This window comes from Paraconexibacter sp. AEG42_29 (assembly GCF_040581415.1).
GTDB lineage: Bacteria > Actinomycetota > Thermoleophilia > Solirubrobacterales > Solirubrobacteraceae > Paraconexibacter.
Genome location: NZ_CP114014.1, coordinates 2307842 through 2329493 on the forward strand (window position 1 = coordinate 2307842; position 21652 = coordinate 2329493).

Annotated in this window: 21 protein-coding genes; 18 read left to right on the forward strand and 3 right to left on the reverse strand. The window is 74.5% G+C overall.

Translation table 11 applies throughout. The features are described 5' to 3' along the window. Positions 1-48: 48 nt before the first annotated feature. The 9 genes from DSM112329_RS11140 to DSM112329_RS11180 all read left to right on the forward strand — a co-directional run bounded on the left by DSM112329_RS11140 (position 49) and on the right by DSM112329_RS11180 (position 11045). Positions 49-1704 carry a DAK2 domain-containing protein gene (locus DSM112329_RS11140; protein WP_354701890.1) on the forward strand — a complete coding sequence of 552 codons (1656 nt, stop codon included), beginning with the start codon at positions 49-51 and terminating at the stop codon, positions 1702-1704. A gap of 119 nt (positions 1705-1823) precedes the next feature. Continuing rightward, entirely contained in the window at positions 1824-3947 is a 2124-nt protein-coding gene (locus tag DSM112329_RS11145) for an ATP-dependent DNA helicase RecG (RefSeq protein WP_354701891.1), read from the forward strand. 129 nt (positions 3948-4076) lie between these two features. Then, on the forward strand, positions 4077-4625 hold the full coding sequence (rsmD, locus tag DSM112329_RS11150; RefSeq protein WP_354701892.1) for a 16S rRNA (guanine(966)-N(2))-methyltransferase RsmD: 549 nt from the start codon (positions 4077-4079) through the stop codon (positions 4623-4625). Next, complete coding sequence (gene coaD / locus DSM112329_RS11155; protein WP_354701893.1) at positions 4618-5130, forward strand: pantetheine-phosphate adenylyltransferase; 513 nt, start codon at positions 4618-4620, stop codon at positions 5128-5130. Before rsmD ends, coaD begins: the two co-directional genes overlap by 8 nt. A 40-nt stretch (positions 5131-5170) precedes the next feature. After that, entirely contained in the window at positions 5171-5635 is a 465-nt protein-coding gene (locus DSM112329_RS11160; protein ID WP_354701894.1) for an ATPase, read from the forward strand. Between the two features lie 18 nt (positions 5636-5653). Next, entirely contained in the window at positions 5654-6439 is a 786-nt protein-coding gene (locus tag DSM112329_RS11165; RefSeq protein ID WP_354701895.1) for a hypothetical protein, read from the forward strand. Between the two features lie 35 nt (positions 6440-6474). Continuing rightward, positions 6475-6804: a hypothetical protein gene (locus tag DSM112329_RS11170; RefSeq protein WP_354701896.1), complete on the forward strand. Its 330-nt coding sequence runs from the start codon at positions 6475-6477 to the stop codon at positions 6802-6804. 139 nt (positions 6805-6943) lie between these two features. After that, entirely contained in the window at positions 6944-8077 is a 1134-nt protein-coding gene (locus DSM112329_RS11175) for an exonuclease SbcCD subunit D (protein WP_354701897.1), read from the forward strand. A 4-nt stretch (positions 8078-8081) separates the two neighbouring features. Further along, positions 8082-11045 carry an SMC family ATPase gene (locus tag DSM112329_RS11180; protein WP_354701898.1) on the forward strand — a complete coding sequence of 988 codons (2964 nt, stop codon included), beginning with the start codon at positions 8082-8084 and terminating at the stop codon, positions 11043-11045. 73 nt (positions 11046-11118) lie between these two features. Here DSM112329_RS11180 and DSM112329_RS11185 read toward each other — a convergent pair whose 3' ends face one another. Then, complete coding sequence (locus DSM112329_RS11185) at positions 11119-11622, reverse strand: hypothetical protein (protein ID WP_354701899.1); 504 nt, start codon at positions 11620-11622, stop codon at positions 11119-11121. Positions 11623-11653: 31 nt separating this feature from the next. On the opposite strand from DSM112329_RS11185, the gene DSM112329_RS11190 reads away from it, so the two are divergent. Together DSM112329_RS11190 and DSM112329_RS11195 are read left to right on the forward strand one after the other, a co-directional pair. After that, positions 11654-12589, forward strand: coding sequence for a hypothetical protein (locus tag DSM112329_RS11190; RefSeq protein WP_354701900.1), 936 nt, complete (start codon positions 11654-11656; stop codon positions 12587-12589). 41 nt (positions 12590-12630) lie between these two features. Then, positions 12631-13146 carry a DUF177 domain-containing protein gene (locus DSM112329_RS11195; RefSeq protein ID WP_354701901.1) on the forward strand — a complete coding sequence of 172 codons (516 nt, stop codon included), beginning with the start codon at positions 12631-12633 and terminating at the stop codon, positions 13144-13146. A gap of 21 nt (positions 13147-13167) precedes the next feature. On the opposite strand, the gene DSM112329_RS11200 is transcribed toward DSM112329_RS11195, so the two are convergent. Further along, complete coding sequence (locus DSM112329_RS11200) at positions 13168-14043, reverse strand: GNAT family N-acetyltransferase (RefSeq protein ID WP_354701902.1); 876 nt, start codon at positions 14041-14043, stop codon at positions 13168-13170. Positions 14044-14089: 46 nt separating this feature from the next. Here DSM112329_RS11200 and rpmF point away from each other — a divergent pair, with 46 nt between their 5' ends. From rpmF to DSM112329_RS11235, 7 genes are all read left to right on the forward strand, one after another. Beyond that, complete coding sequence (gene rpmF, locus DSM112329_RS11205) at positions 14090-14287, forward strand: 50S ribosomal protein L32 (RefSeq protein ID WP_354702472.1); 198 nt, start codon at positions 14090-14092, stop codon at positions 14285-14287. 75 nt (positions 14288-14362) lie between these two features. After that, complete coding sequence (gene plsX / locus DSM112329_RS11210) at positions 14363-15433, forward strand: phosphate acyltransferase PlsX (protein WP_354701903.1); 1071 nt, start codon at positions 14363-14365, stop codon at positions 15431-15433. Continuing rightward, the gene (locus DSM112329_RS11215) at positions 15430-15681 is read left to right on the forward strand and encodes an acyl carrier protein (protein ID WP_354701904.1); all 252 of its coding nucleotides are present in this window, start codon (positions 15430-15432) and stop codon (positions 15679-15681) included. The genes plsX and DSM112329_RS11215 overlap by 4 nt, the downstream gene beginning before the upstream one ends. Positions 15682-15720: 39 nt before the next feature. Continuing rightward, on the forward strand, positions 15721-16392 hold the full coding sequence (locus DSM112329_RS11220) for a ribonuclease III domain-containing protein (RefSeq protein ID WP_354702473.1): 672 nt from the start codon (positions 15721-15723) through the stop codon (positions 16390-16392). 3 nt (positions 16393-16395) lie between these two features. After that, positions 16396-19695: an AAA family ATPase gene (locus tag DSM112329_RS11225; RefSeq protein ID WP_354701905.1), complete on the forward strand. Its 3300-nt coding sequence runs from the start codon at positions 16396-16398 to the stop codon at positions 19693-19695. Then, positions 19695-21023 (forward strand): hypothetical protein, encoded by a 1329-nt coding sequence (locus DSM112329_RS11230; protein WP_354701906.1) that lies wholly within the window; start codon positions 19695-19697, stop codon positions 21021-21023. The genes DSM112329_RS11225 and DSM112329_RS11230 overlap by 1 nt, the downstream gene beginning before the upstream one ends. Further along, positions 21023-21145, forward strand: a complete 123-nt coding sequence (locus DSM112329_RS11235; protein ID WP_354701907.1) for a hypothetical protein — start codon at positions 21023-21025, stop codon at positions 21143-21145. The genes DSM112329_RS11230 and DSM112329_RS11235 overlap by 1 nt, the downstream gene beginning before the upstream one ends. An 18-nt stretch (positions 21146-21163) precedes the next feature. Here the strand turns inward: DSM112329_RS11235 and DSM112329_RS11240 are convergent, their stop codons facing one another. Beyond that, positions 21164-21634, reverse strand: coding sequence for a GNAT family N-acetyltransferase (locus DSM112329_RS11240; protein WP_354701908.1), 471 nt, complete (start codon positions 21632-21634; stop codon positions 21164-21166). Positions 21635-21652 lie beyond the last annotated feature (18 nt).

A 21652-nucleotide genomic window follows, 5' to 3' on the forward strand; every position in this document is an offset into this window, starting at 1 on the left:
CCGCTGTCTCCCTCGCTCCACCTCCCAGCTCCCTCCCGGTGAGGTCCCATGCCTGATCCCAGCCTCGTTCGTTTCCGCGCGGTCGTCCATGGCGCCCTGGCCCACCTCGAGACACGGCGCCAGGAGATCAACGACCTGAACGTCTTCCCGGTGGCCGACGGCGACACGGGGGACAACATGGCGCTCACCCTCCAGGCCGTCCTGGAGGAGGTCGAGACGCTCGCCGCGATCGATGACCGCACGCTCGACGAGATCGGCCGCGAGGAGGTCTACGACCGCATCGCGCGGGCGGCGCTGCTGGGCGCCCGCGGCAACTCCGGCGTCATCCTCAGCCAGCTGGTCCGCGGCGCCGCCGAGGAGCTCATCTCCCGTCCCGGCGAGCTGATCGACCCGATCATGATCAGCTCGGCCATGGGCCGGGCGGCGCAGCGCGCCTACGCGTCGGTCCGGATGCCCGCCGAGGGGACGATGCTCACCGTGATGCGCGTCATGGCGGCCGCCGCCGCGACCGCGCTGGTGGACATCGACAACCCGCGCCTGGGCAGCGAGTGGAACGCCGAGCTGCAGAACCGGCTGATCGCCGACGTCCTCGAGCAGGCGATCGCCGCCGGGGAGGTCGCGGTGAAGGAAGGCCCGGAGCTGCTGCCCGTGCTGAAGGAGGCCGGTGTCGTGGACGCGGGCGGCTACGCCGTCACGATCATCTTCGCGGGCGTCGTCGCCGCGCTGCGGGGCGGGGAGGCGCCGGACCTCGACCACTACGCGCCGGCCCGCACCCACGCCAAGGTCAGCCATCCCGAGCACGAATCCTCGACGTACCGCTACTGCACGAACTTCGCGGTCACCGGGCACGGCCTGGAGTCCCAGCGCTTCATCCCGCTGCTCGAGAACATCGGCGACAGCGTCCTCGTCGTGGGGGATCAGCAGACGCTGAAGATCCACGTCCACACCGACGACCCGGCGACCGCGACGTCGGTCTTCGACGGCGCCGGCGAGGTCTCGCGGCTCGACGTCGCGGACATGCACGCGCAGGTCGTCCAGCGCGAGGCGCGCATGGCCGCCGGCGGCGGCGCCCAGCAGCGCACCGGGGCCCTGGCCGTCGTGTCGGCGGCCGGGGTGGGCGAGCTGTTCCGCTCCTTCGGCGTGCAGCCCTTGGACGGCGGGCCCACGATGAACCCGTCCACCTACGACCTGCTCGCCGGGATCCACGAGGTCGCGGCCGAGGAGGTCGTCGTCCTGCCCAACTCGCCGAACGTGATCATGGCGGCCGAGCGGGCCGCGGACCTGTCGGACAAGACGGTCCGCGTCCTGCCGCTGCGGTCGATGCAGGCAGGCCTCGCTGCCGCGGTCGCGCTCCAGAGCACGGCCGACGCAGCGGTGAACGCGGACGCGATGCTCGCCGCCGCCGCGCAGATCCGGACCGGCGCCGTCGCGCCGGCGGCACGGGTCGACCCGGCGGGCCGCTACGGCATCGGCGACGCAGTCGGGTTCGTCGACGACGAGCTCGTCGCCTGGGGACAGCCGCGCGACACGTTGCGGGGAGTGCTCGAGGCCCTGGCCTCCGGCGCCGAGCTGATCACGTGCATCGCCGGTCAGGGCGCGCCGCTGGGGGAGGACGCGGTCGCGTCGCTCCTCGACGGCGGGGTCGAGCTCGAGTGGGAGCACGGCGGCCAGCCCAGCTATTGGTGGCTCCTCAGCGCCGAATAGGCCGAACCGCTCGCGCTGCGCGCTCGGGTTCGGGCGAGCTCGCCCAGGGGGCTCGTTCGCCCTGTCTCCCGGATGCCGAGACGCGTGGACGCCGCGTGGTCGCTCATGATTGACCGGTCTTGCCGTCCCGTTTCGCCGACCCCGAGCCGCTGACCGACGCCGACCTGCGGGCGGCGCCGGTGCGCTACCCGCGGCCCTCGCGGCTGTCCGAGCCGCTCGACTGGGCGATCCCGACGGTCGGGGAGGCAGCGGTGCTGCTCGGCCTGGAGACCGTCGGGCAGCTGCTGAGCCACCTCCCGCGCGCCAGCGGTGAGGGGCGGACGATCGAGGAGCTCGTCGAGGACGAGGTCGCGACGGTCGTCGTCGAGGTCCGCCGGATCACGTCCCGGCCGGTCCGCCGCCGCGGGATGAAGCCGCTGGTGCAGGCGGTCGTCGTGGACGGCACGGGGGTCATGCAGGCCACGTTCTTCAACCAGCCGTGGCTGCAGCACCAGTACAAGGCCGGCACGCGCCTGGTGCTGGCGGGCAAGTACCAGGGCGGACAGCGCTTCCGGGTGAACTCGCACGCCGTCACCGACCAGCTGGTCGCGACCGGTGCGGCCGTCGCCCAGTACCCGGCGACCAAGGGCATCACGTCGATCCAGATCCTCGCCGCCGTGCAGGCGCAGCGCGCGCACCTGCAGGACTTCGCGGACCCGCTCCCGCCGGACCTCATCCGCGCCGAGCGGCTGCCCGACAAGGTCACGGCGCTGGCCGCCGCCCACTTCGGCGACCACGAGGGTGGCCGGCGCCGGCTCGCGTTCGACGAGCTGCTCGTGGATCAGATCGTCCAGCTGCGTCTCCGGGCGCAGCGGCGCGGCGCGCACGTGGCGAAGGCGCTCGACGCGCCGCCGACGGTGAGTGCCCACTGGCGCGCGGAGCTCCTGCCGTTCGCGCCGACCGGGGACCAGGCCCGTGCGATGGACGAGGTGGATGACGACCTGGCGCGGGACAGGCCGATGCAGCGGCTGCTGATGGGCGAGGTCGGCTCGGGCAAGACGGTCGTCGCCCTGCACGCGCTGATGCGGGCGGTGGACGCGGGCCGGCAGGGGGTGCTGATGGCGCCGACCGAGACGCTGGCCGAGCAGCACTTCGCCACGTTGTGCTCGCTGCTGCCGGGGCTCGACGACACCGGGCTGCTGGCGGGCGCCGGCGCGGGCGTGAAGGGCGCCCTGCTCACCGGGTCGACCACCACAGCGCGTCGCCGGGACCTGCTGGCGCGGCTGGCGTCGGGGGACCTCGACCTCGTCGTCGGCACCCACGCCCTGATCGAGCCCGACGTCGCCTTCGCCGACCTGGCGCTCGCGGTCGTGGACGAGCAGCACCGCTTCGGCGTCCGGCAGCGGTCGGCGCTCGACGCGAAGGCGCGGCCGGGTCACCTGCCGCACGTCCTGCACATGACGGCCACCCCGATCCCGCGGACGCTGCGCCTGGCGTCCTTCGGCGCGCTGGACGTCACCGCGCTGCGCGAGCTGCCGAAGGGCCGCCAGCCGATCTCGACGCACGTCGTCAGCGGGGAGCGCGGCCGCGAGCGCGCCTACGAACGGCTGCGGGAGGAGCTGCGTGCCGGCCGGCAGGCGTTCGTCGTCTGCCCGCTGGTGTCCGAGTCCGAGGCGCTGGCCGCCCGGGCGGCGACCGCCGAGTACGAGCGGCTGCAGGCCGGGGAGCTCGTCGACTTCCGCGTCGTGCTGATGCACGGGCAGATGAAGTCGCGCGAGAAGGCCGCCGTGATGGCGGCGTTCGCGGCCCGGGAGGCGGACGTCCTCGTCGCCACGACCGTGATCGAGGTCGGCATCGACGTGCCCAACGCGACGGCCATGCTGGTCGAGGACGCCGAGCGCTACGGCATCTCGCAGCTGCACCAGCTGCGCGGCCGGGTGGGCAGGGGGGAGCACGCGTCGCTCTGCCTGCTGTTCGGGCCGGCGGACTCCCGGCGCCTGCAGGCGCTGGCGGAGCACACCGACGGCTTCCGCCTGGCCGAGATCGACCTCGAGCTGCGCGGGGAGGGCGAGATCACCGGCACCCGCCAGTCCGGCATGGCCCGGCATCGCTTCGCGCGGCTGCCGGAGGACGGGGAGCTGCTGGCGCTCGCCCACGAGCGTGCGCAGCTGCTGCTGGACGCGGACCCGTCGCTCTCGGCGGTCGACCACGAGCTGCTGGCCGAGGAGGTCGCGCTGATCGAGTCAGCGGCGATCTCGGCGTAGCACTGCGCGCGCTCGGCAGCTGGAAGTCCGAACGCGGGCGGCCGCTGTCAGGTTGTGCACCACATCGTGGGCAGAAGCTGACATCGGGGCCGGCGGCGAGGCGGCACGTCCGCGGCTAGGGTTCCTCCGATGCGCGTGATCGCCGGAGCCTGGCGCGGCCGTCGCCTCGTCGCCCCGCCCGGGGATCACACGCGCCCGACCGCCGACCGCGTCCGCGAGGCCGTCTTCTCGATGCTCGGCCCGCTGGACGAGGACATGCGCGTCCTCGACCTCTTCGCGGGCAGCGGAGCGATGGGGATCGAAGCCCTCTCCCGGGGCGCCGGAACCGCGCGCTTCTGCGACGAGGACCGGGCCGCGGTCACCGCGATCCGGGCGAACCTGGCCACCCTCGACGCCGGGCCGGACGTCGCCACGGTGGTGCGCTCGGACGCGCAACGTCTGTTGCAGGAGGCGGCCCGGGCCGCAGAGGCATACGATCTGGTCTTCCTGGATCCGCCCTACCAGCTCGCCGAGGAGCTCGGGCCGGCACTGCAGGACGACGTGGCCGCTGTCCTGGCCGCCGGTGGACGGGTCGTCACCGAGTCCGGACGCCGCCGCCCCATGACACTCGACCGCCTCCCGATGAGCAAAGAACGCCGTTACGGCACCACCCTGATCCGGATCCACCTGCATGCCTGACACGCCTTCAAAGAAGTCCCTCGCCGTCTGCCCGGGGTCCTACGACCCCATAACCAACGGCCATCTCGACGTCATCGCCCGCGCGGCGCATGTGTTCGACGAGGTCGTCGTGGCCGTCGTCAACCTGTCCGTGCGCAAGAACAAGCCGCTCTTCGACATCGACGAGCGGCTGTCGTTCATCGAGGACGGGACGGCCCACCTGGACAACGTCCGGGCCGAGCCGTTCGACGTCCTCGTGGTCGAGTTCGCCCGGCGCGTCGGTGCTCGCGCGATCGTCAAGGGACTGCGCGCGATCTCCGACTTCGAGTACGAGTTCGAGATGAACCAGCTCAACCGCATCCAGGCCCCTGACGTGGACACGTTCTACGTCATGGCCTCACCGCAGTACAGTTTCCTGAGTTCCAGCGGCGTCAAAGAGCTCGCGACGTTCGGTGGGACGATCGACGGTCTCGTTCCGCCACGGGTGGCAACGCGCTTGCAAGAAGAGTTGTCGCGTCGCTCGTAGTGCAGGAACGTCCGTGAACAGCACGAAATAAGGCGAACCCATGGACGTCCTGGTCCTCATTGACAAGCTCGACGATCTCGTCCACAACGCCAAGCCGGTGCCGCTCAGCGACACCGTCCGCGTGGACAAAGAAGAGATCTACGACATCCTCGATCAGATGCGCGCCACGATCCCTGAGGAGATCAAGCAGGCGCGCTGGATCGTCAAGGAGCGTCAGGAGATGCTCGCGGAGGCCAAGCGCGAAGCCGAGCGCATCATCAAGGAAGCGCGCGAGAAGCAGGACCAGTTGATCTCCCAGGAGGAGATCACCAAGCAGGCCGAGCGCGCCGCCGAGGACATCATCGAGGACGCGCGGGCCCGTGAGCGCGAGATCCGGCTCGGCGCGGAGGACTACGCCGACGAGATCCTCAACACGCTCGAGGTCAACCTCTCGAAGTTCATCGCCGCCGTCGGCCGCGGGCGCGAGCGCCTGCAGGGCAAGGACGAGCCGGCCGAAGTCGGCTAGCGCGCGGCGAGCGCGCCGGTGTCGGACGGACCGGATCCACGCCCGTCCTGGGACGGGCAGTCGCGGCTGGACGCCGAGCTCAGCCGCCGTACGCCGTCCGGCCGCGCGCGGAAGGCCACGAGCGCGGGCGCTGCCGTCCCCCGCGGCTGGGCCCCCGACGTGTCCAGCGACGCCGGCCTGCGTGAGCTCGTCCGCAAGATCGACGCGTCGCCGCCGACGTTCCAGCGCGGCTTCGAGACGCTTGCCGCACTGCCGGAGCTGAAGCACGCCGGTGGTGTCTCGCGGGCGGACGACGTGCTGGCGAACCTCGCGGCGGCGAGCGGGGCTGTCGGCGGTGGCGCGGCACTGCTGTGGGCGGGCTGGGCGGTCGTCGCCGAGTCGCCCCCGGGCCTGGTGGCGCTGCTGGCGGTGATCGGCGTGGTGATCTTCCTGGCTGCGATGGGCGGGATGATGTTCGGCGTCGACCGGGGCCGCGAGCTGCCGATCGAGGCGGACGGCCGGACCGTGGCTCGCGTGCTGCCGCCGGCGGGTGCGGGCGGACGCCTGTTCGTGCGGGTCCGGCGGGACGGCGGCGACACCGCGGTCTCCCTGATCCACCTGGCGCTGCGACCCGGCTCGGCGTACGAGGGGCGCATCGAGTGGCGCACGGTCGCCGACCAGCGCTTCGGTCGCGGCGAGGAGCTCCTACTGGAGGACTGCGTCGCGGAGTGGAGCGAGCTCGCCGCCGTCCACGCCCACCTGGACCGCCGCGGGATCGCCGCGGCGGACAAGGCGGCCGCGCTGGCGCGGCACCTCAGCCGCTGACGCTCGCCGGCGCCCTCCAGCTCTACGCTGGGGTCGTGAGCGGTGGCAGCCCCCTCGAGGACGAGTTCGACAGCGCGAAGCCGCCCGCGGAGCCCGATGAGCTGCGTGAGGCGGGACGTGACCTGCCGGGACCGACGCGCCCGGACAAGATCTCGATCTGGCCCGTCGAGCGCGACCGCTTCGGCATCGACGTCCTCTACCACGGGACCACCGGTTTCCGGCGGGCCGACCAGGTGCAGCGCCAGCTGGAGGACTCCGGGGTGGCCGCGATGCTGCGACAGGAGCACGGAGACGGCTGGATCGTCCGCTTCGGTCCGGTTGAGCGCGGCCAGATGCTGACCGTGCTCAACGGCTTCGTGTGGTGACGCGGCCGGCCGGCGGGCCGGCCGGATCTGCGCCGTCGGCAACGCGCCTTGCAGCGGATCTGCAGCGCCGGTGCGGAGAAAGCGCGCGAGCGGGCATCGAGTGTCAGCTTCCGTCCGCCCCGCTCGACACCCTCGTGCGATGCGGTTCCTGCACACAGCCGACTGGCACCTCGGGCGCTCCTTCCACGGTGCCTCGCTGATCGACGCGCAGGCGGCCTGGGTCGACTGGCTGGTCGACACCGCACGCGAGAGCAGGCCGGACGCGGTCCTCGTCAGCGGGGACGTCTACGATCGCGCGCTGCCGCCGGTCGACGCGGTCCGGCTCGCGGACGACGCGCTGAAGCGTCTCGTCGAGGTCGCGCCGGTCGTGATGATCAGCGGCAACCACGATTCCGCGACACGGCTGGGGTTCGGCGCGGGCATGTTCGCGGACGCCGGGCTGCACCTGCGGACGGACGTGTCGCAGATCGGCGACCCCGTCGTCGTCGGGCAGGCGGCGATCTACGGCATCCCGTACCTGGAGCCGGACGTCGCGCGCCCGCTGCTGGGCGTGGAGGCGCGCGGGCACGGGCCGGTCATGGCCGCGGCGATGGAGCGCGTGCGGGCCGATCTGGCCACGCGGCCGAACGTCACGCGGGCCGTGGTGCTCGCGCACGCCTTCGTGGCGGGCGGGGCCGAGTCGTCCAGCGAGCGCGACCTGGCCGTGGGCGGCGCCGCCAGCATCCCGGGGTCGATCTTCGCGGGCGTCGACTACGTCGCGCTCGGGCACCTGCACGCTCCGCAGCGGGTGGGTGGTCGCGCACGCTACGCGGGGTCGCCGGTGGCGTTCTCGTTCTCCGAGGCGGGCCACGCCAAGTCGGTGGCGCTCGTGGACCTCGACGGCGCTGTGCCGGCGGTGGAGCTGCTGCCGTGTCCGGTCGCCCGACCGCTCGCGGTGCTCCGCGGGGAGCTGGAGACGTTGCTCGCGGACCCGGCCCTCACCGGGGCCGAGGACGCCTGGGTCCAGGTCACGCTGACCGACGCCGCTCGTCCCGCCGAGGCGATGGAGCGGCTGCGGGCCCGGTTCCCGCACGCCGTCGTCCTTGCCTTCGAGCCGTCGGGCGTCGTGGCCCGGTCCGAGGAGTCCTACGCCGTCCGCCTGCGCGGGCTCGACGACCGTGAGCTGGCCGCGGCGTTCGTCGAGGACGTCCGCGGCGCCGGCCCGTCGGCGGCCGAGCAGCGCCTGCTCGATGACGCGCTCAGCGCGCACCGAGTGGCCGAGGCGGTGAGCTGACCCCGTGCGTCTGCACCATCTCCGCGTCCAGGCGCTGCAGGCGTTCGCGGCCGCGGCCGAGGTCGACTTCGACACGCTGTCCGATGCGGGCTTGTTCCTGCTGCACGGCGAGACGGGCGCCGGCAAGACCACGCTCCTCGACGCCGTCTGCTTCGCGCTCTACGGAAAGCTGCCGGGGGCGCGGGGCGGGGACGCGCGCGAGCGGGCGGACCTGGCCGGCGCGGACGTCCCGACCGAGGTCGTCCTCGAGCTCACGCTCCGGGGCGAGCGCCTGCGGATCACGCGCAGCCCGCGACAGGAGCGCCCGAAGCAGCGCGGCACCGGCACGACGATGGTCGCGCCCACGGTGCTGCTGGAGGCCATCGCCCCCGACGGCGGCGCCCGGGCACTCGCGAACCGCGTCGAGGAGGTCCAGCACGAGCTCGACCGCCTGCTCGGCATGAACCGCGACCAGTTCTGCCAGGTCGTCCTGCTGCCCCAGGGGCAGTTCGCGCGGTTCCTGCACGCCCGCAGCGATGAACGGGAGGAGCTGCTGGCCCGGCTCTTCGGGACCGAGCGCTTCGAGGAGGCCGAACGCTGGCTCGCCGACCGGCGCCGGCAGGCCGACGAGGCGCTCCGCGGCGCGCTGCAGACGCTGCGCGACCTGGCCTCGCGGGTCGGGCAGGTCCTCGACGCCGAGCCGCCGGACGGCTGGGAGGACCAGCCGCCGCTGCTCGCCGCCTGGGCGGACGACGCCCAGGTCCTGGCGGACGCGGACCGCGCCGTCGCCGAAGAGGTCTGCACCGATGCGGCGGCCGCGCGGTCGGGTGCCGACGCGGCACTGCAGGCCGTGCGGGTGCAGCTCGAGCGGCGGGTCCGCCATGCCCGTGCTGCGCGCGAGCTCGACGACTTCGAGGCCGGCAGCGAGGCCCGGGCCGCCGACGCCGTCCGCCTCGAGCGGGCACGGTCGGCGGCGGCGGTGGCGCCGCTGCTGCGGGTCGCGGCCACGACCGCTGAGACGGCGAACACGGCGGACGAGGTCGCGGCCGGGGCGTGCGGGGCGGTCGGCGGCTGCGACCGCGAGCCCCCCGCGCTGCGCGCGCAGGCGGCCGGTGCACGGACGGCGGCAGGGGAGGCAGGCGGTCTGGCGACGGTGGAGCGGCAGGTCGCAGCGCGAGCGACCGCGCTCGCCGCGGCCGGCCGGGAGCAGATCGGCCTCCGTGACCGGGTGAGCGGTGCGGACACGTGGCTTGCGGCCGCGGTCGCCCGCCGGGCCGAAGCCCAGGCGATGGTCGAGGCCGGCCGCTTGGCCCTGGCCCGCCGCGAGGAGCACGCCGACGCCGCGGCCGCCGCCGTTGCCCGCGTGGAGGCCGCGACCCGCCGCGATGCGGCGCAGGACCGGCGCGAGGCCGCACTGCGCGCCGTCGTGACGGCGAAGGACGCCGAGCGCGAGCAGGTCGACCGCTGGCTCGCGCTGCGCGAAGCCCGCCTGGAGGGCATGGCCGCCGAGCTTGCGGCGACGCTCGACGACGACGTGCCGTGCCCGGTGTGCGGATCGGTGGAGCACCCCGAGCCGGCGGCGCACCTGGTGCGCGGCCGCGTGACCGCCGCCGAGGAGGACGCGGCGAAGGCCGTGGTCGACGCCGCCCGCGAGGCCTCCCGGGTCGCCGAACGCGCGGTGGCCGACATCGACGCGCTGCTGGCCGCCGCGGTCGCCGTCGCCGGGGAGGCGTCGCTGCTCGACCTCACCGTCCAGGCCGACTGGGCCGCGGCGCAGTCCGCGGCGACGGACCAGGCCGCGTCCGGGGCGGCGACGGCCGATCGTGCGCTCGGTGAGCTCACGGCCGAGCAGGCCGGCGTCGAGCATGAGCGCAGGACGGCCGCGGAAGCCTGCGCGGCGCTCGAGGCGCGCGTCGCGGAGCTCGAGGCGACGCAGGCCGACGAGACCACGCGCCTGCGGGCGGCGCTCGACGGCGCCGAGACGGTGGTCGGTCGGGTGCATGCACTGGAGGCCCGCGCGGCGGCGTTCGACGCGGCGGCCGCGGCCGTCGAGCAGGCCGCGGTCGCCCGTGAGGAGGCCCTCAACGCCCAGGCCCGCGCGGTGGCGGCGGCGGTCGAGGCCGGGTTCGACGGTCCGGACGACGCCGCCGGGGCGGTGCTCGACCCGCGCGCGATGACCGCGCTCGAGGCCGGCATCCGCGCCCACCACGACGGCCTTGCGGAGCGCCGTGCGTTGCTCGGGGACCCCGAGCTCGTCGCTGCCGTCACGGCACCGGATCCGGACGAGCCGGCCGCGATGGCCGCCGCCCGGGCGGCCGCGGCCGCCGACGCCGAGGCAGGCCACGCGCTGGAACGCGTCCGCGGCAGGGCCGAGGGGCTGCGCGCCCTGCGCCGCGAGCTCCAGCGCTGCCTGGAGAGCCACGGTCCCGCCGCCGAGGAGGCGGCGACGGTCCGCGCGGTCGCGACGCTCGTGGACGGCACCTCCTCCCAGAACCGCAAGCGCATGCGGCTGCGCGCATACGTGCTGGCCGCCCGCCTGGAGGAGATCGCCGCCGCCGCGTCGGTCCGCCTGGAGCGGATGACCGACGGGCGCTACACCCTGGTGCTCGACGACGAGCGGGCGTCGCACGGCCGGCGGAGCGGACTCGGGCTGCGGGTGGTCGACGGGTGGAGCGGCCGCGACCGTCAGCCGGCGTCGCTCTCCGGCGGCGAGACCTTCCAGGCGAGCCTCGCGCTCGCGCTCGGCCTGGCCGACGTGGTGGCGGCCGAGGCCGGGGGTGCGCGGCTGGAGACGCTGTTCGTGGACGAGGGCTTCGGGTCGCTCGACGAGCGCGCGCTCGACAACGCCCTCGAGGTCCTCGACCGGCTCCGCGAGGGCGGGCGCGCCGTCGGCGTCGTGTCGCACGTCGCCGAGCTGCGCCAGCGCATCACCGCGCAGGTCCACGTCATCAAGGACCGCGAGGGCTCGCGGGTGCAGCAGACGGTCTGACCCGCCGTTCATCCGGCGCGCGCCGAGCCCCCGGGGCCGTTCCCGCCCCGCGCCCGCCGGACCTACGAGCCGTTCACGCCCCAGACCGCCCGGGGTCCCGATCAAGCCACCAGCGATGCAGGCCCTCCAGCTGGTGGTGCAGCGGCTGAGCGCTCGGCTTGCGCACCTGGATCCGGTGCAGCGCCTCGTCGACGCCGACGCCGAGGTGGACCGCCAGGATCCCGGACGCCACGGTCGCCGACCGCTGCCACCCCGCGCGGCAATGCACGTACACCGTCTCCCCGTCGCGCAGCCACGGGACGGCCACGGCGACCGCCTCGTCCAGCGCGTCCGCGGTGACATGGCCGAAGTCGATCAGGTCGATCCGGTGCTCGCCGACCCCGAGCCGCGCGTACGCCGCCAGCACGGCTTCACGCTCGCCCGGCGCGTACTCCGCGTCCTGGCACAGGTTGACGACCCGCGTGACACCGGCCTCCCGCACGAGCTGCTCCACGTCGGCCCCGTCGGAGGGCTGGGCACCGCTCACCAGGCCGTCACCCACCACGCGGAAGTCGTACGTCTGAAACCACTCGGACACGACCATGACGGTACCCCGCTACGTTGAACCGATGGACGACTTGGCCGCCGCGCTGCAGGACGCCGGCGGCATGAGCGCCCCTCGCGAGCGCGCGGCGCAGCTCCGGCTGCTGCTCGCCGGTGCGCTCCGCAGCGGCGCGTCCGAGCTCCAGCTCGCGCGCTCCGGGTACGGCTTGCCGGTGACCGTCGTCATCACCGCGCTGCCCGCAGTGGACGACGCGCCCGCCGGCCTCCGGGCCGTCCTGCCCGTCGCCCCCCAGCTGCGGGCTGACCCCGACGCGATCAGCGAGCGCGCGTGGCTCCTGGCCGCCGCGACCGTCGGCGCCCTCGTGGAGACCGGCGCCACCGGCCCGGTCCAGGCCGGACGGCTCGGTGACGCGCTGGTCCTCGCCCTCGCCGGCGACAGCGACGCCGAACTCGCGGCGCTCGCCTTCGAGGACCACGCCGAGCCGATCGACCGGCTCCGTGCCCGCGCGCTCGCGGCGCCGGCCGCCGTCCTCGACGACGCCACCGACCTGCGCCCGCCGATCGGCGCCGGCCACCCCCTGCTCGTCGCGGCGGAAGTGGCGCGGCAGGGCGGTCGCCCCGCCGACCCCGAGTCCGTGCACGCGCTCGAGGACACGGTCCTGCAGCTGCTGGAGGTGTCCGTCCAGCCTGGCGCGAGCCGCCCGCACGACGATCCGGACCCCGCCCGGCGCGCGGCCCGGCGCATCCTGCAGCGGCTCGCCGGAATGGGGAAGTGGGGCGGTTACCACACCGAGTTCGCCCACCTGGCGCGCGGCTTCGCCCCGAGCGACCGCGCGCTCGCCGCCGCGGTGGGGGAGGCCCTGCTCGCCGCCGGCCTCCTGCTCGAGAAGCCGAGCGTGGGCCAGCGCCACGTGTTCCTCGACCCGCGCCGGGCCGGCGACATCCACGCCCTGACCGACCGCGGCGAGCTGCCGCGCGGGCTCGTCCTGCCCGATCCCTGACCCGGGGCCGCGTCCCCAGAACAGGCCCCTAGACTGACCGGATGCCCTCGAGCACCGACACCCTGGATCTGGCGCCGCTGAAGCTCCTCCCGGGCGAGGGACGGCGCCTGGAGCGCGACGTCAGCCTGGCCGACCTGACCTTCGGCGAGGACACCTACCTCGCCGAGCCGTCGCTGATCCCCGTGGCCATCGACCTGTCGCGCATGACCGGCGGCGGATGGGCCCTGCGCCTGCGCTTCTCGGCTGCGCTCAAGGGCCCGTGCATGCGCTGCCTGGAAGCCGCGTCCCCGTCCACGTCGGTCGACACCCGCGAGGTCGACGCGCCGGGCGGCGGCGAGGAGCTCACGAGCCCCTACGTCGACGAGGACGTCATCGACCTGCGCGCCTGGGTCCGCGACGCCTTCGCGCTCGCCCTTCCGGCTCAGGTCATCTGCCGCCCCGACTGCGCCGGGCTGTGCGCCGACTGCGGCGTGAACCTCAACGAGCACCCGGAGCACGAGCACGAGCGCGGCCCGGACCCGCGCTGGAACGCCCTGCGCGAGATCACCTTCGACTGACAACCCCCGGCGCGGGTGGGGTCAGAGGTAGGCGCCGGACGGCAGGTAGGGGGCCAGCGGACCGAGGTCACCGCGCACGAAGATCGGCCCGTCCGCGCTGATCGGCAGGCGGCAGCGCAGCGACACCGCCAGCGCCCAGTCGTTCCCCGCGGAGATGAAGTCGACGTGCACCGAGCCGCCGGGCGGGGCGGCCGCGAAGCAGGACCACAGCAGATCCGTCGCGGCCTCGTCGTCCAACGCCGCGAGCAGGAACGGCGAGCCCTCGCGGTGGAAGGCGAACCCGCGCCCCGGGTAGACCAGCAGCTCGCCGCCGGCGGCCTCGCACAGCTCGAGGTCGCGCTCGTGCGAGGCGCCCCGGACGAAGCGGGACGCGGCGGCGCAGGTCGCCAGGTCGGCCTCGTCGAGGCGGTCGCCCGGCCGGGACCGCAAGCCCGCCGGCAACCCGCGGCGGTCCAGCACCCCCGCGGTGGACACGCACGGCAGCAGCCGGAAGCCGGACAGGAAGTACCTCCGCGTGGCCGCCGGGTGCTCACTCGACAGGATGATCCCGGCCCGTGTCCCGTCCCCGTAGGCCAGCGACGGGGCGTAGACGCGGCTGCCGATGCCCTTCCCGTGGTGCTCGGGGTCCACGCCGAACAGCGAGAAGCCCCAGACGTCCTCGCGGATCAGCGCCAGCGCCGTCGCCACGATCTTCCCGTCGAGCTCCCCGACCCAGCAGCCGCCCGGGTCGGTCTGCTGCAGGTGCGCCACCCGCGCGCGCCCCCGCGCCACGCGGACCGCGTCGTTCACCGGGCGGAACTCCTCGGGCCACAGCGGGGACAGCGCCGCCCACGCAGCCGCCTCGGCGGCGTCCACGTCCTCAGGCAGGAGCGGGCGTACGATCAGGTCGTCGGCCATGCCGCAAGTCAAGCACGCCCGCGATTCCCTATTCTGGGTCCTCGCCATGGCCGTCCCTAAGCAGAAGCAGTCGCACTCGCGCACCACCAAGCGCCGCTCGCAGCACAAGCTGAGCGCGCCGACGTACAACTCGTGCCCCCAGTGCCACACCCCTCGTCGCCCGCATCGCGTGTGCCCCAACTGCGGGACCTACGGTGGCAAGACCATCGTCGCTCCGGACCACGGACACGACCACGACCACTAGCCTCTCCGGCCTGGTCCACGGCGGCGCTCCCGAGCGCCCCTGACCGGCCTTGGCGCGCCACTGACCTCGATCGTCATGGCTGACGTCACCATCGCAGTGGACGCCAACGGCGCGGACCTCGGTCCCGCCGAGGTCGCCGCGGGCGCCGCCATCGCGGCAGCGCGCGGCGTGAAGGTCCTCCTCTTCGGCCCGGCCGACCAGATCGGCGAGGTCCCCGACGGCGTCACCGTCGTCGACGCCCCCGTGTCGATCGCGAAGGACCCGGACCCGGCCCGCGCGGCCCGGTCCACCAAGGACGCCTCGATCGTCCGTGCCGCCCGCGCCGTGGCGGACGGCGAGGCCGACGCGCTCGTCAGCGGCGGGTCGACCGGCGCCGCTCTCGCCGCCGGCCTCTTCAACATCAAACGCGGCCGCGGCATCTACCGGCCCGCGCTGGCGATCCCCGTCCCGGTGCCCGGCCATCCGGTGACGCTGCTCGACGTGGGCGCCAACGCGGAGGTTCGCCCCGAGCACCTCGTCCAGTTCGCCTTCATGGGTGCCGTGCTCGCCAGCGCCGTGCTCGGCGTCGACAAGCCCCGGGTCGGGCTGCTCTCCAACGGCACCGAGGCGACCCGCGGCACCGACACCGTCATCGCCGCCTATACCGCGCTGGCCGAGCGGTCGTACGACAGCAGCGTGCTGACCTTCGTCGGCAACGTCGAAGGTGGGGACATCACGAGCGGCGAGCTCGACGTCGTCGTCACCGACGGCTTCACCGGCAACGTCGCGCTGAAGCTGATGGAGGGCGTGTCGAAGGTGCTGCTGGGCGCGGTCAAGGACGCGGCGCTGTCCTCGCCGCGCGCGAAGGCCGGCGGCCTGTTGCTCAAGCCCGCGCTCGGCGGACTGCGCGACGAGCTCGACCCGGAGGGCCCGGGCGGCGCCTACCTGCTCGGCCTGCGCCGGCTCGGCGTCGTCCCGCACGGGCGCTTCACGCGGTACGGCTTCTCACAGGCGATCCTGCTGGCGGCGCGCGGCGTCTCGGCCGACCTCGTCGGCACGACCCACGCCGCGCTCGACGCCGCCGGGGCGCTGAAACGCTCGCCTGCAGGGGAAACGTCGCCGGCCTCGCCTGCGTCCGGAGAAGCCTCTAGCGTGTCCGCGTCATGACCCGTGAGTCCGTCTTCGCGCTGATCCAGTCCCACCTTGCCGACGAGCTCGACGCCGACCCCTCGGCGATCGACGAGAGCACGCGCTTCAAGGAGGACCTCGAGGCCGACTCGCTCGACCTCTACACGCTCGTGCAGGAGCTCGAGGACTCGTACGGGATCACGATGAGCGACGAGCAGGCGGCCCGCATCCTGTCGGTCGCGCAGGCGATCGACTTCGTCCTCGAGCACGCCCCCGCGGCGTCCTAGGCCCGCCCGCTGCGCCAGCTCGTCACACTCCTGGACTCGCTGCCCGCGGACCTCAGTCGGCAGGTCTTCACGCACGCCTCGTGGACCGACCGCCGCTCGGACTCGTACGCGCGGCTGGCGTTCCTGGGGGACAGCGTCCTGGGGCTCGCGATCACCTCGCACCTGTACCCGCGCTTGGAGGCCGAGCGCTACGGCGCCGGCAGGCTGACCAAGATCCGCGCGCAGACGGTGTCCGGCGTCGCCTGCCGCGGGGTCGCCGAGCGCCTCGAGGTCCCGCGCCGGCTGACGGCCGCCGCGCCCGAGGGCATGAGCGCCGACGGCCTGAAGGAGACCGAGCGCGTCCTCGCCTCCATCGTCGAGGCCGTCATCGGCGCGATCTACCTGCACAACGGCTACGAGATCACGGCGGCCGCGGTCGTCGAGGCCTTCGAGCCGGAGATCACCGAGGCGCTCGATCACCCGATCGACTTCAAGTCCACGCTGCAGGAGCGCCTGGCGCAGCGCGGCGAGGTCATCACCTACGCGGTGACCGCGGAGGAGGGCCCGCCGCACGAGCGGACGTTCGAGGTGTCGGCCTCGATCGGCGACCGCCCGATGGGGGCCGGCCGCGGCCGCTCCAAGAAGGCCGCGGAGCAGGAGGCGGCCCGCGCCGCCCTGGCGCTGATGGACGTCGACGCGGACGTCGTCGGCGACGGCGTCGAGGGTGGCTGAGCCGTGCACCTGAAGTCGATCACCCTCAAGGGCTTCAAGTCATTCCCCGACCGCACCCGCCTCGAGTTCGGGGAGGGCGTGTCGGTCGTCGTCGGGCCGAACGGCTCGGGCAAGTCGAACGTCACGGACGCCGTCCTGTGGGCCATGGGCGAGCAGTCCCCGGTCGCGGTCCGCGGCCAGACGATGCAGGACATCATCTTCGGCGGCGGGCGCGGCGTGCAGGCGCGGAGCTCGGCCGAGGTCGAGATCGTCCTGGACAACTCCGACGCCACGCTGGACATGCCGTTCGGCGAGATCTCGATCCTGCGGCGGCTGGACCGCTCCGGCGAAGGCGAGTACCGCCTCAACGGGGCCAAGTGCCGGCTCGTCGACGTGCTGGAGATCCTGTCGGACACCGGCCTCGGCAAGGAGATGCACTCGGTCGTCTCCCAGGGCCGGGTCGAGGGCATCGTCACGTCCAAGCCCAAGGACCGGCGCCTGCTGATCGAGGAGGCCGCCGGCCTCGGCAAGCACCGCAAGCGCCGCCGCCGCGCGCAGCTGAAGCTCGAGCGCACGCAGGACAACCTCGACCGCGCGCTCGACGTGGAGCGCGAGGCCCGCTCCCGCCTGCGGCCGCTGAAGCGCCAGGCGGAGGCCGCCGAGCTGCACGAGCGCCTGGAGCGCCAGACCACCGAGGCGCGCTGGGAGCTGATCCGGGACACCGTCCGCGCGCGGCGCGCCGACCGCGAGACCGCGACGGCCGCCGCTGCGCAGGCGCGCGAGACCCGGGACGCGGCCCAGAGCGAGCTCGGCGTCGTCGCCACCCGGCGCGAGGCCGCCGAGCGAGCCCTCGCCGAGCGCGGGGAGCTGCGGGAGCGGCTGATGCGGCGCGCCTCGCAGGCCCGCAGCGCCGTGGATCGCGTGGAGCTGCGCCTGGAGCGCTCGCGCGACACGCAGACGTCCCTGCAGGAGCGCGTCGAGTCGCGCACCCGCCAGCTCGGGGTGCTGCGCGCCCAGGCCGAGGAGGACCGCCCGGACGACACCGGGCTCGAGCGGATCGACTCGCTCGAGGCCGAGCTCGTCGCCCTCGACGCGGACCGCGCCGCGGCCCTCGAGCGCGAGCTGGCCGCCCTGGAGGAGCAACGCGTCGCCGCGCTCGCGACGGTGGCCGGGGCCGACGCCGCCGTCACCACGGCCAAGGCCGCCCTCGCCGAGAGCGACGGCGCGACCGACACCGCCCGCCGCGCGCGCAAGGCCGCCGAGGTCAGTGCCGAGGCCGCCCGCCGCAACGCCTCCCGGCTCGGCGCCGAGCTCGCTGCGGCCAACCAGTTCCTGCGCTCGCACACGAGCGCTCCCGGCGGTGCCCGTGCTCTCGCCGACGAGCTGCAGGTCAAGGCAGGCTACGAGCTCGCCCTGTCGGCCGCCCTCGGCTCCCGCATCACGGCCGCCATCACGCCGGACCTCGGCGCCGCCGACGCCCTGCTTCAGAAGGTCGGCCGGGACGGTGGCACCGCGCTGGTCCTGGGCGACGACGCGCCGACCGGCGAGGCCGCGTCCGCGCCACCGGCCGCCCCGGTCGACGGCGCCGAGCACCTCCCGGCCCTGATCGACGGCCCCGAGCCCGCCCTCGGCCTGGCCTGCGACCTGCTCGCCGACGCCTGGGTCGTCGCCGACGCGGCCGTGGTCGCCGCCGTCCCCGGATTCCGCGGAATCGCGGTCACGCGCGACGGCCGCGCCTGGCTCGGCGCCACCCGCGAGCTCACGCAGGCCCCGCGCGGCGGTTCCGAGCGCGTCCTTGCGCAGCGCAACCAGCGCGACCAGCTGATCGGCCAGGCCGACGAGGCCGTCAAGGCCGAGCAGACCGCACTGCAGGCCGTCGAGGCCGCGCAGCTCGCGGTGACCGCCGCCGACACGACGCGCGAGCAGCACGACCGCACCGCCCGCGAGGCCGAGCGCGCCCGCAACGCCGCTCGCGAGGACGTCCGCCAGGCCGAGCTACTCCAGGCCCAGCGCCGTAAGGCGCCCGAGGACGCTGCCGGCGCGGTCCGCCGCGCGCAGATCCTGGGCGAGCTCGCGGCCGAGCGCCGCGTCGCCGAGCGCGCCTCCCGGGAGCGCGAGGAGCGCACGACCCGCATCACCTTCCTGGCCGGCAAGCTCGAGCGCGACACCGCCCTCGGACCCTGGTGCCAGCGGCTGATCGCCGCCCTCGAGGCGTCGCTCGAAGGGCTTCGCACACAGGTCACCGTCGCGGAGGCGGCACTCGCCGCCGAGCGCGAGGCGGGGGAGGGCGTCGCCGCCGAGCTCCGCGCCTGCGCGTCCGAGGAGGCCGCGATCCAGCAGCGTCTGCGCGCGGCCGGGGACAAGCTCACCAGCGCTGAGGTCCGCGCCCAGCAGCTGCGGGACCAGGCCGCCGAGGCCGACGCCGAGCTCACGCAGCTGGCCGAGACCCTCGGCCTTCCCGCCGAGCCGTCGACCGAGCCGCTCGACCCGCAGGCCGCCGAGCAGCTCCGCGTCCGCATCGACCGGCTCCGCAAGCGCCGCGAGCAGCTCGGCCCCGTCAACCCGCTGGCCAAGGCCGAGTACGACGAGGCGCTGACCCACGTCGAGGAGCTCGAGACGCAGCGCACCGACCTCGAGACGGCGCTGCGCGAGCTGCGGACCTTCATCAAGGACACCGATCGCCAGATCCGCGTGACTTTCGAGGAGACGTTCACCGCCGCCGCCAAGAACTTCGAGGAGCTGTCCGAGCGGCTGTTCCCCGGCGGCCGCGGCCGTCTGCGCCTGGTCCGCGAGGACGCCGGACCGCGCGCCGTCCTCGGCGGCCAGGACGCCGGCGAGGTCGATCCGGATGCTGCCGCCGAGGCCGCGGCGGACGCCGAAGCGGCTGCCGCCGAGGCCACCGCGAACGGCGACGGGGGCTTCGACCCCGACGACGACGTCGGCGTCGAGATCGAGATCACGCCCGCCGGCAAGGCGATGAAGCGCCTCACGCTGCTCTCCGGCGGTGAGAAGTCGATGACCGCCATCGCCTTCCTCTTCAGCGTCTTCCTCGCCAAGCCGTGCCCGTTCTACATCCTCGACGAGGTCGAGGCCGCGCTGGACGACCTCAACATCGGGCGCTTCCTCGACCTGCTGGAGACCTACTCCGGCCGCGCGCAGTTCATCGTCGTGACCCACCAGAAGCGCACCATGGAGGCCGCGGACACGCTCTACGGCGTGACGATGGGCGACGACGGGGTGTCGAAGGTGATCTCGCGCAAGCTGCCCCCGCGCGAGGTCGTGGCGGACGCGGTCGCCCGCCGCGGCGTCGAGACGCCCGCCTGATGGGCAAGCGCGGACGCCGGAAGGGCAGCGAGCCCGACGACGCGATCCGGGCCCTGGCCGGTGTCCCCACCAGCCCGGCCGACGGCGGCGCGAGCACCCCGGACGACCCGGCTGCCGCCGACGTCTCCGGGTCCAAGGGCAAGGACGCGACAGCTACCGGTGACGGCCCGCCGCCGCTCGAGCCGGACGCCCGCCTGCGCGAGGTGTCGTTGCTCGTCGAGGAGGTCGACTACGTCTACCAGCTGTACCGCTGGATCATGCTGACCGGCCAGGTCCCGAAGGCGCAGGAGTGGCTGAAGAAGGAGCCGTGGCCGCACCCCGACTACGTCATCGACGTCTTCGGCTCGTGGGAGAAGTTCCTCGGCCACGCCCACGTCACCGGGTCGCCGCTGCTGGCACGCCTGCGCGCCGCCGACGCCGCGGAGAAGGACATGGCCGCGGCCCGCAAGCAGGTGGAGAAGGAGCTTGCGCGCGTCGAGGACCTGCGGCGCCAGGCACAGACCGCAAGGCACGCCCGCGAGGCCGCCGAGGACGCGCGCAACGAGGAGCGTGCGCGGGCCGATCGCCTGCAGCGTGCCCTCGACGCCGCCGACGCCCGCGCCGGCGCGGCCGAGGACAAGCTCCACGAGCGCACCGTCGCGCTCCGGGACGCCGGCGACGCGCACGCGGACCCGTCCCAGGCGGACACCCGTGTGGCGGCGGTCACCGACGAGCTCGAGGCCGTGCGCGCCCACCGCGAGGAGCTGCTGCGTCAGGTCGAGGAGCTCCGCGAGCAGGCCGTCCAGGACGCGCGCAGCCTCAACCGGCTCTCGACGCTGCTGGCGGAGCTCGCGCCGGAGGACGGGGACAAGGCGCCCGGCACGGCCCCGGCCGACGCCGCGCCGGCGACCGTCCTGGAAGCCGTCGAGCGTGCCGCGGCCGCCGCCGTCCACCTGCGCTTCACCCCGGACGCGTTCACCTCTGCCGATGACAGCCCGTATCGCCGGCCCGCCGAGATCGTCAGCACCCTGGCCGTCCTCGACGACCTTGCGGCGCTCCACGCGGACCCGGACGGCTTCGGTCGATCGCTCACGCAGGCCGCGACCGAGCGCGGCCTCAACTACAAGCACGACGTCTCGGAGACGGCGCGGTCCCGTCACCCGCACGAGTACTCCACGACGATCGACGGCCACCGCGTCGACCTCGGCCCGCACGTGGCGCTCGGGTCCGGGTCCGGTGCCGGCTTCATCGCCCGGATCTACCTGCACGTCGCCGACGGCTCGGGCGAGGTGCCCCGCGGCATGTACGTCGGGCACGTCGGCCGTCACCTGCCCGACACCACCACCTGATGACGACCCTCGAGCTCGCCGCCGGCAGCACCTGGCAGACGGTGTTCGTCGCCGTGGTCCTGGCCCTCGGCTACATCTCGCTCGTCGTCATCTGGTTCGCGTTCTTCCGCGAGAAGAAGTAGCTCCAGCGCGCGGCGGCGTCAGAGCGCCTTCTCGCCGAAGTACGTCGCCACCGGGTTGGCGTTGAAGTTCGCGACCGGGAGGTAGCCCTCGGACTCGTAGATGCGCTGCGCGCCCGGCTGCCGGGGGCCGGTGTCGAGCCGCGCGACCGTGTAGCCGAGCCCACGCGCCAGGTCCTCGAGCGCGTAGAGGAGGGTCCGCGCGACACCCTGGCCGCGGGCGGCCGGCACGACGTACATCTTCTTGATCTCGCAGGCACCGTCCGGGAGGCGCTTCAGGCCACCGCAGCAGACGGCCTCCCCGCCGGCCCAGCCGACGACGAACGCGCCGCCGGGCGGGCCGAGCTCACCCGGGCCCGCCTTCGGCATGTCGGGCCCGTTCAGGTCGAGGCCGTCGTAGATCGCGGCGATCTCGTCCGCCATCGCCTGCGCGAGCAGCGCGCCCTCCTCCCGGTCGACGGCAGCGGGGCGGAACTCGACGGCGACGCTCATGCGGGTATCTTCGCGCAC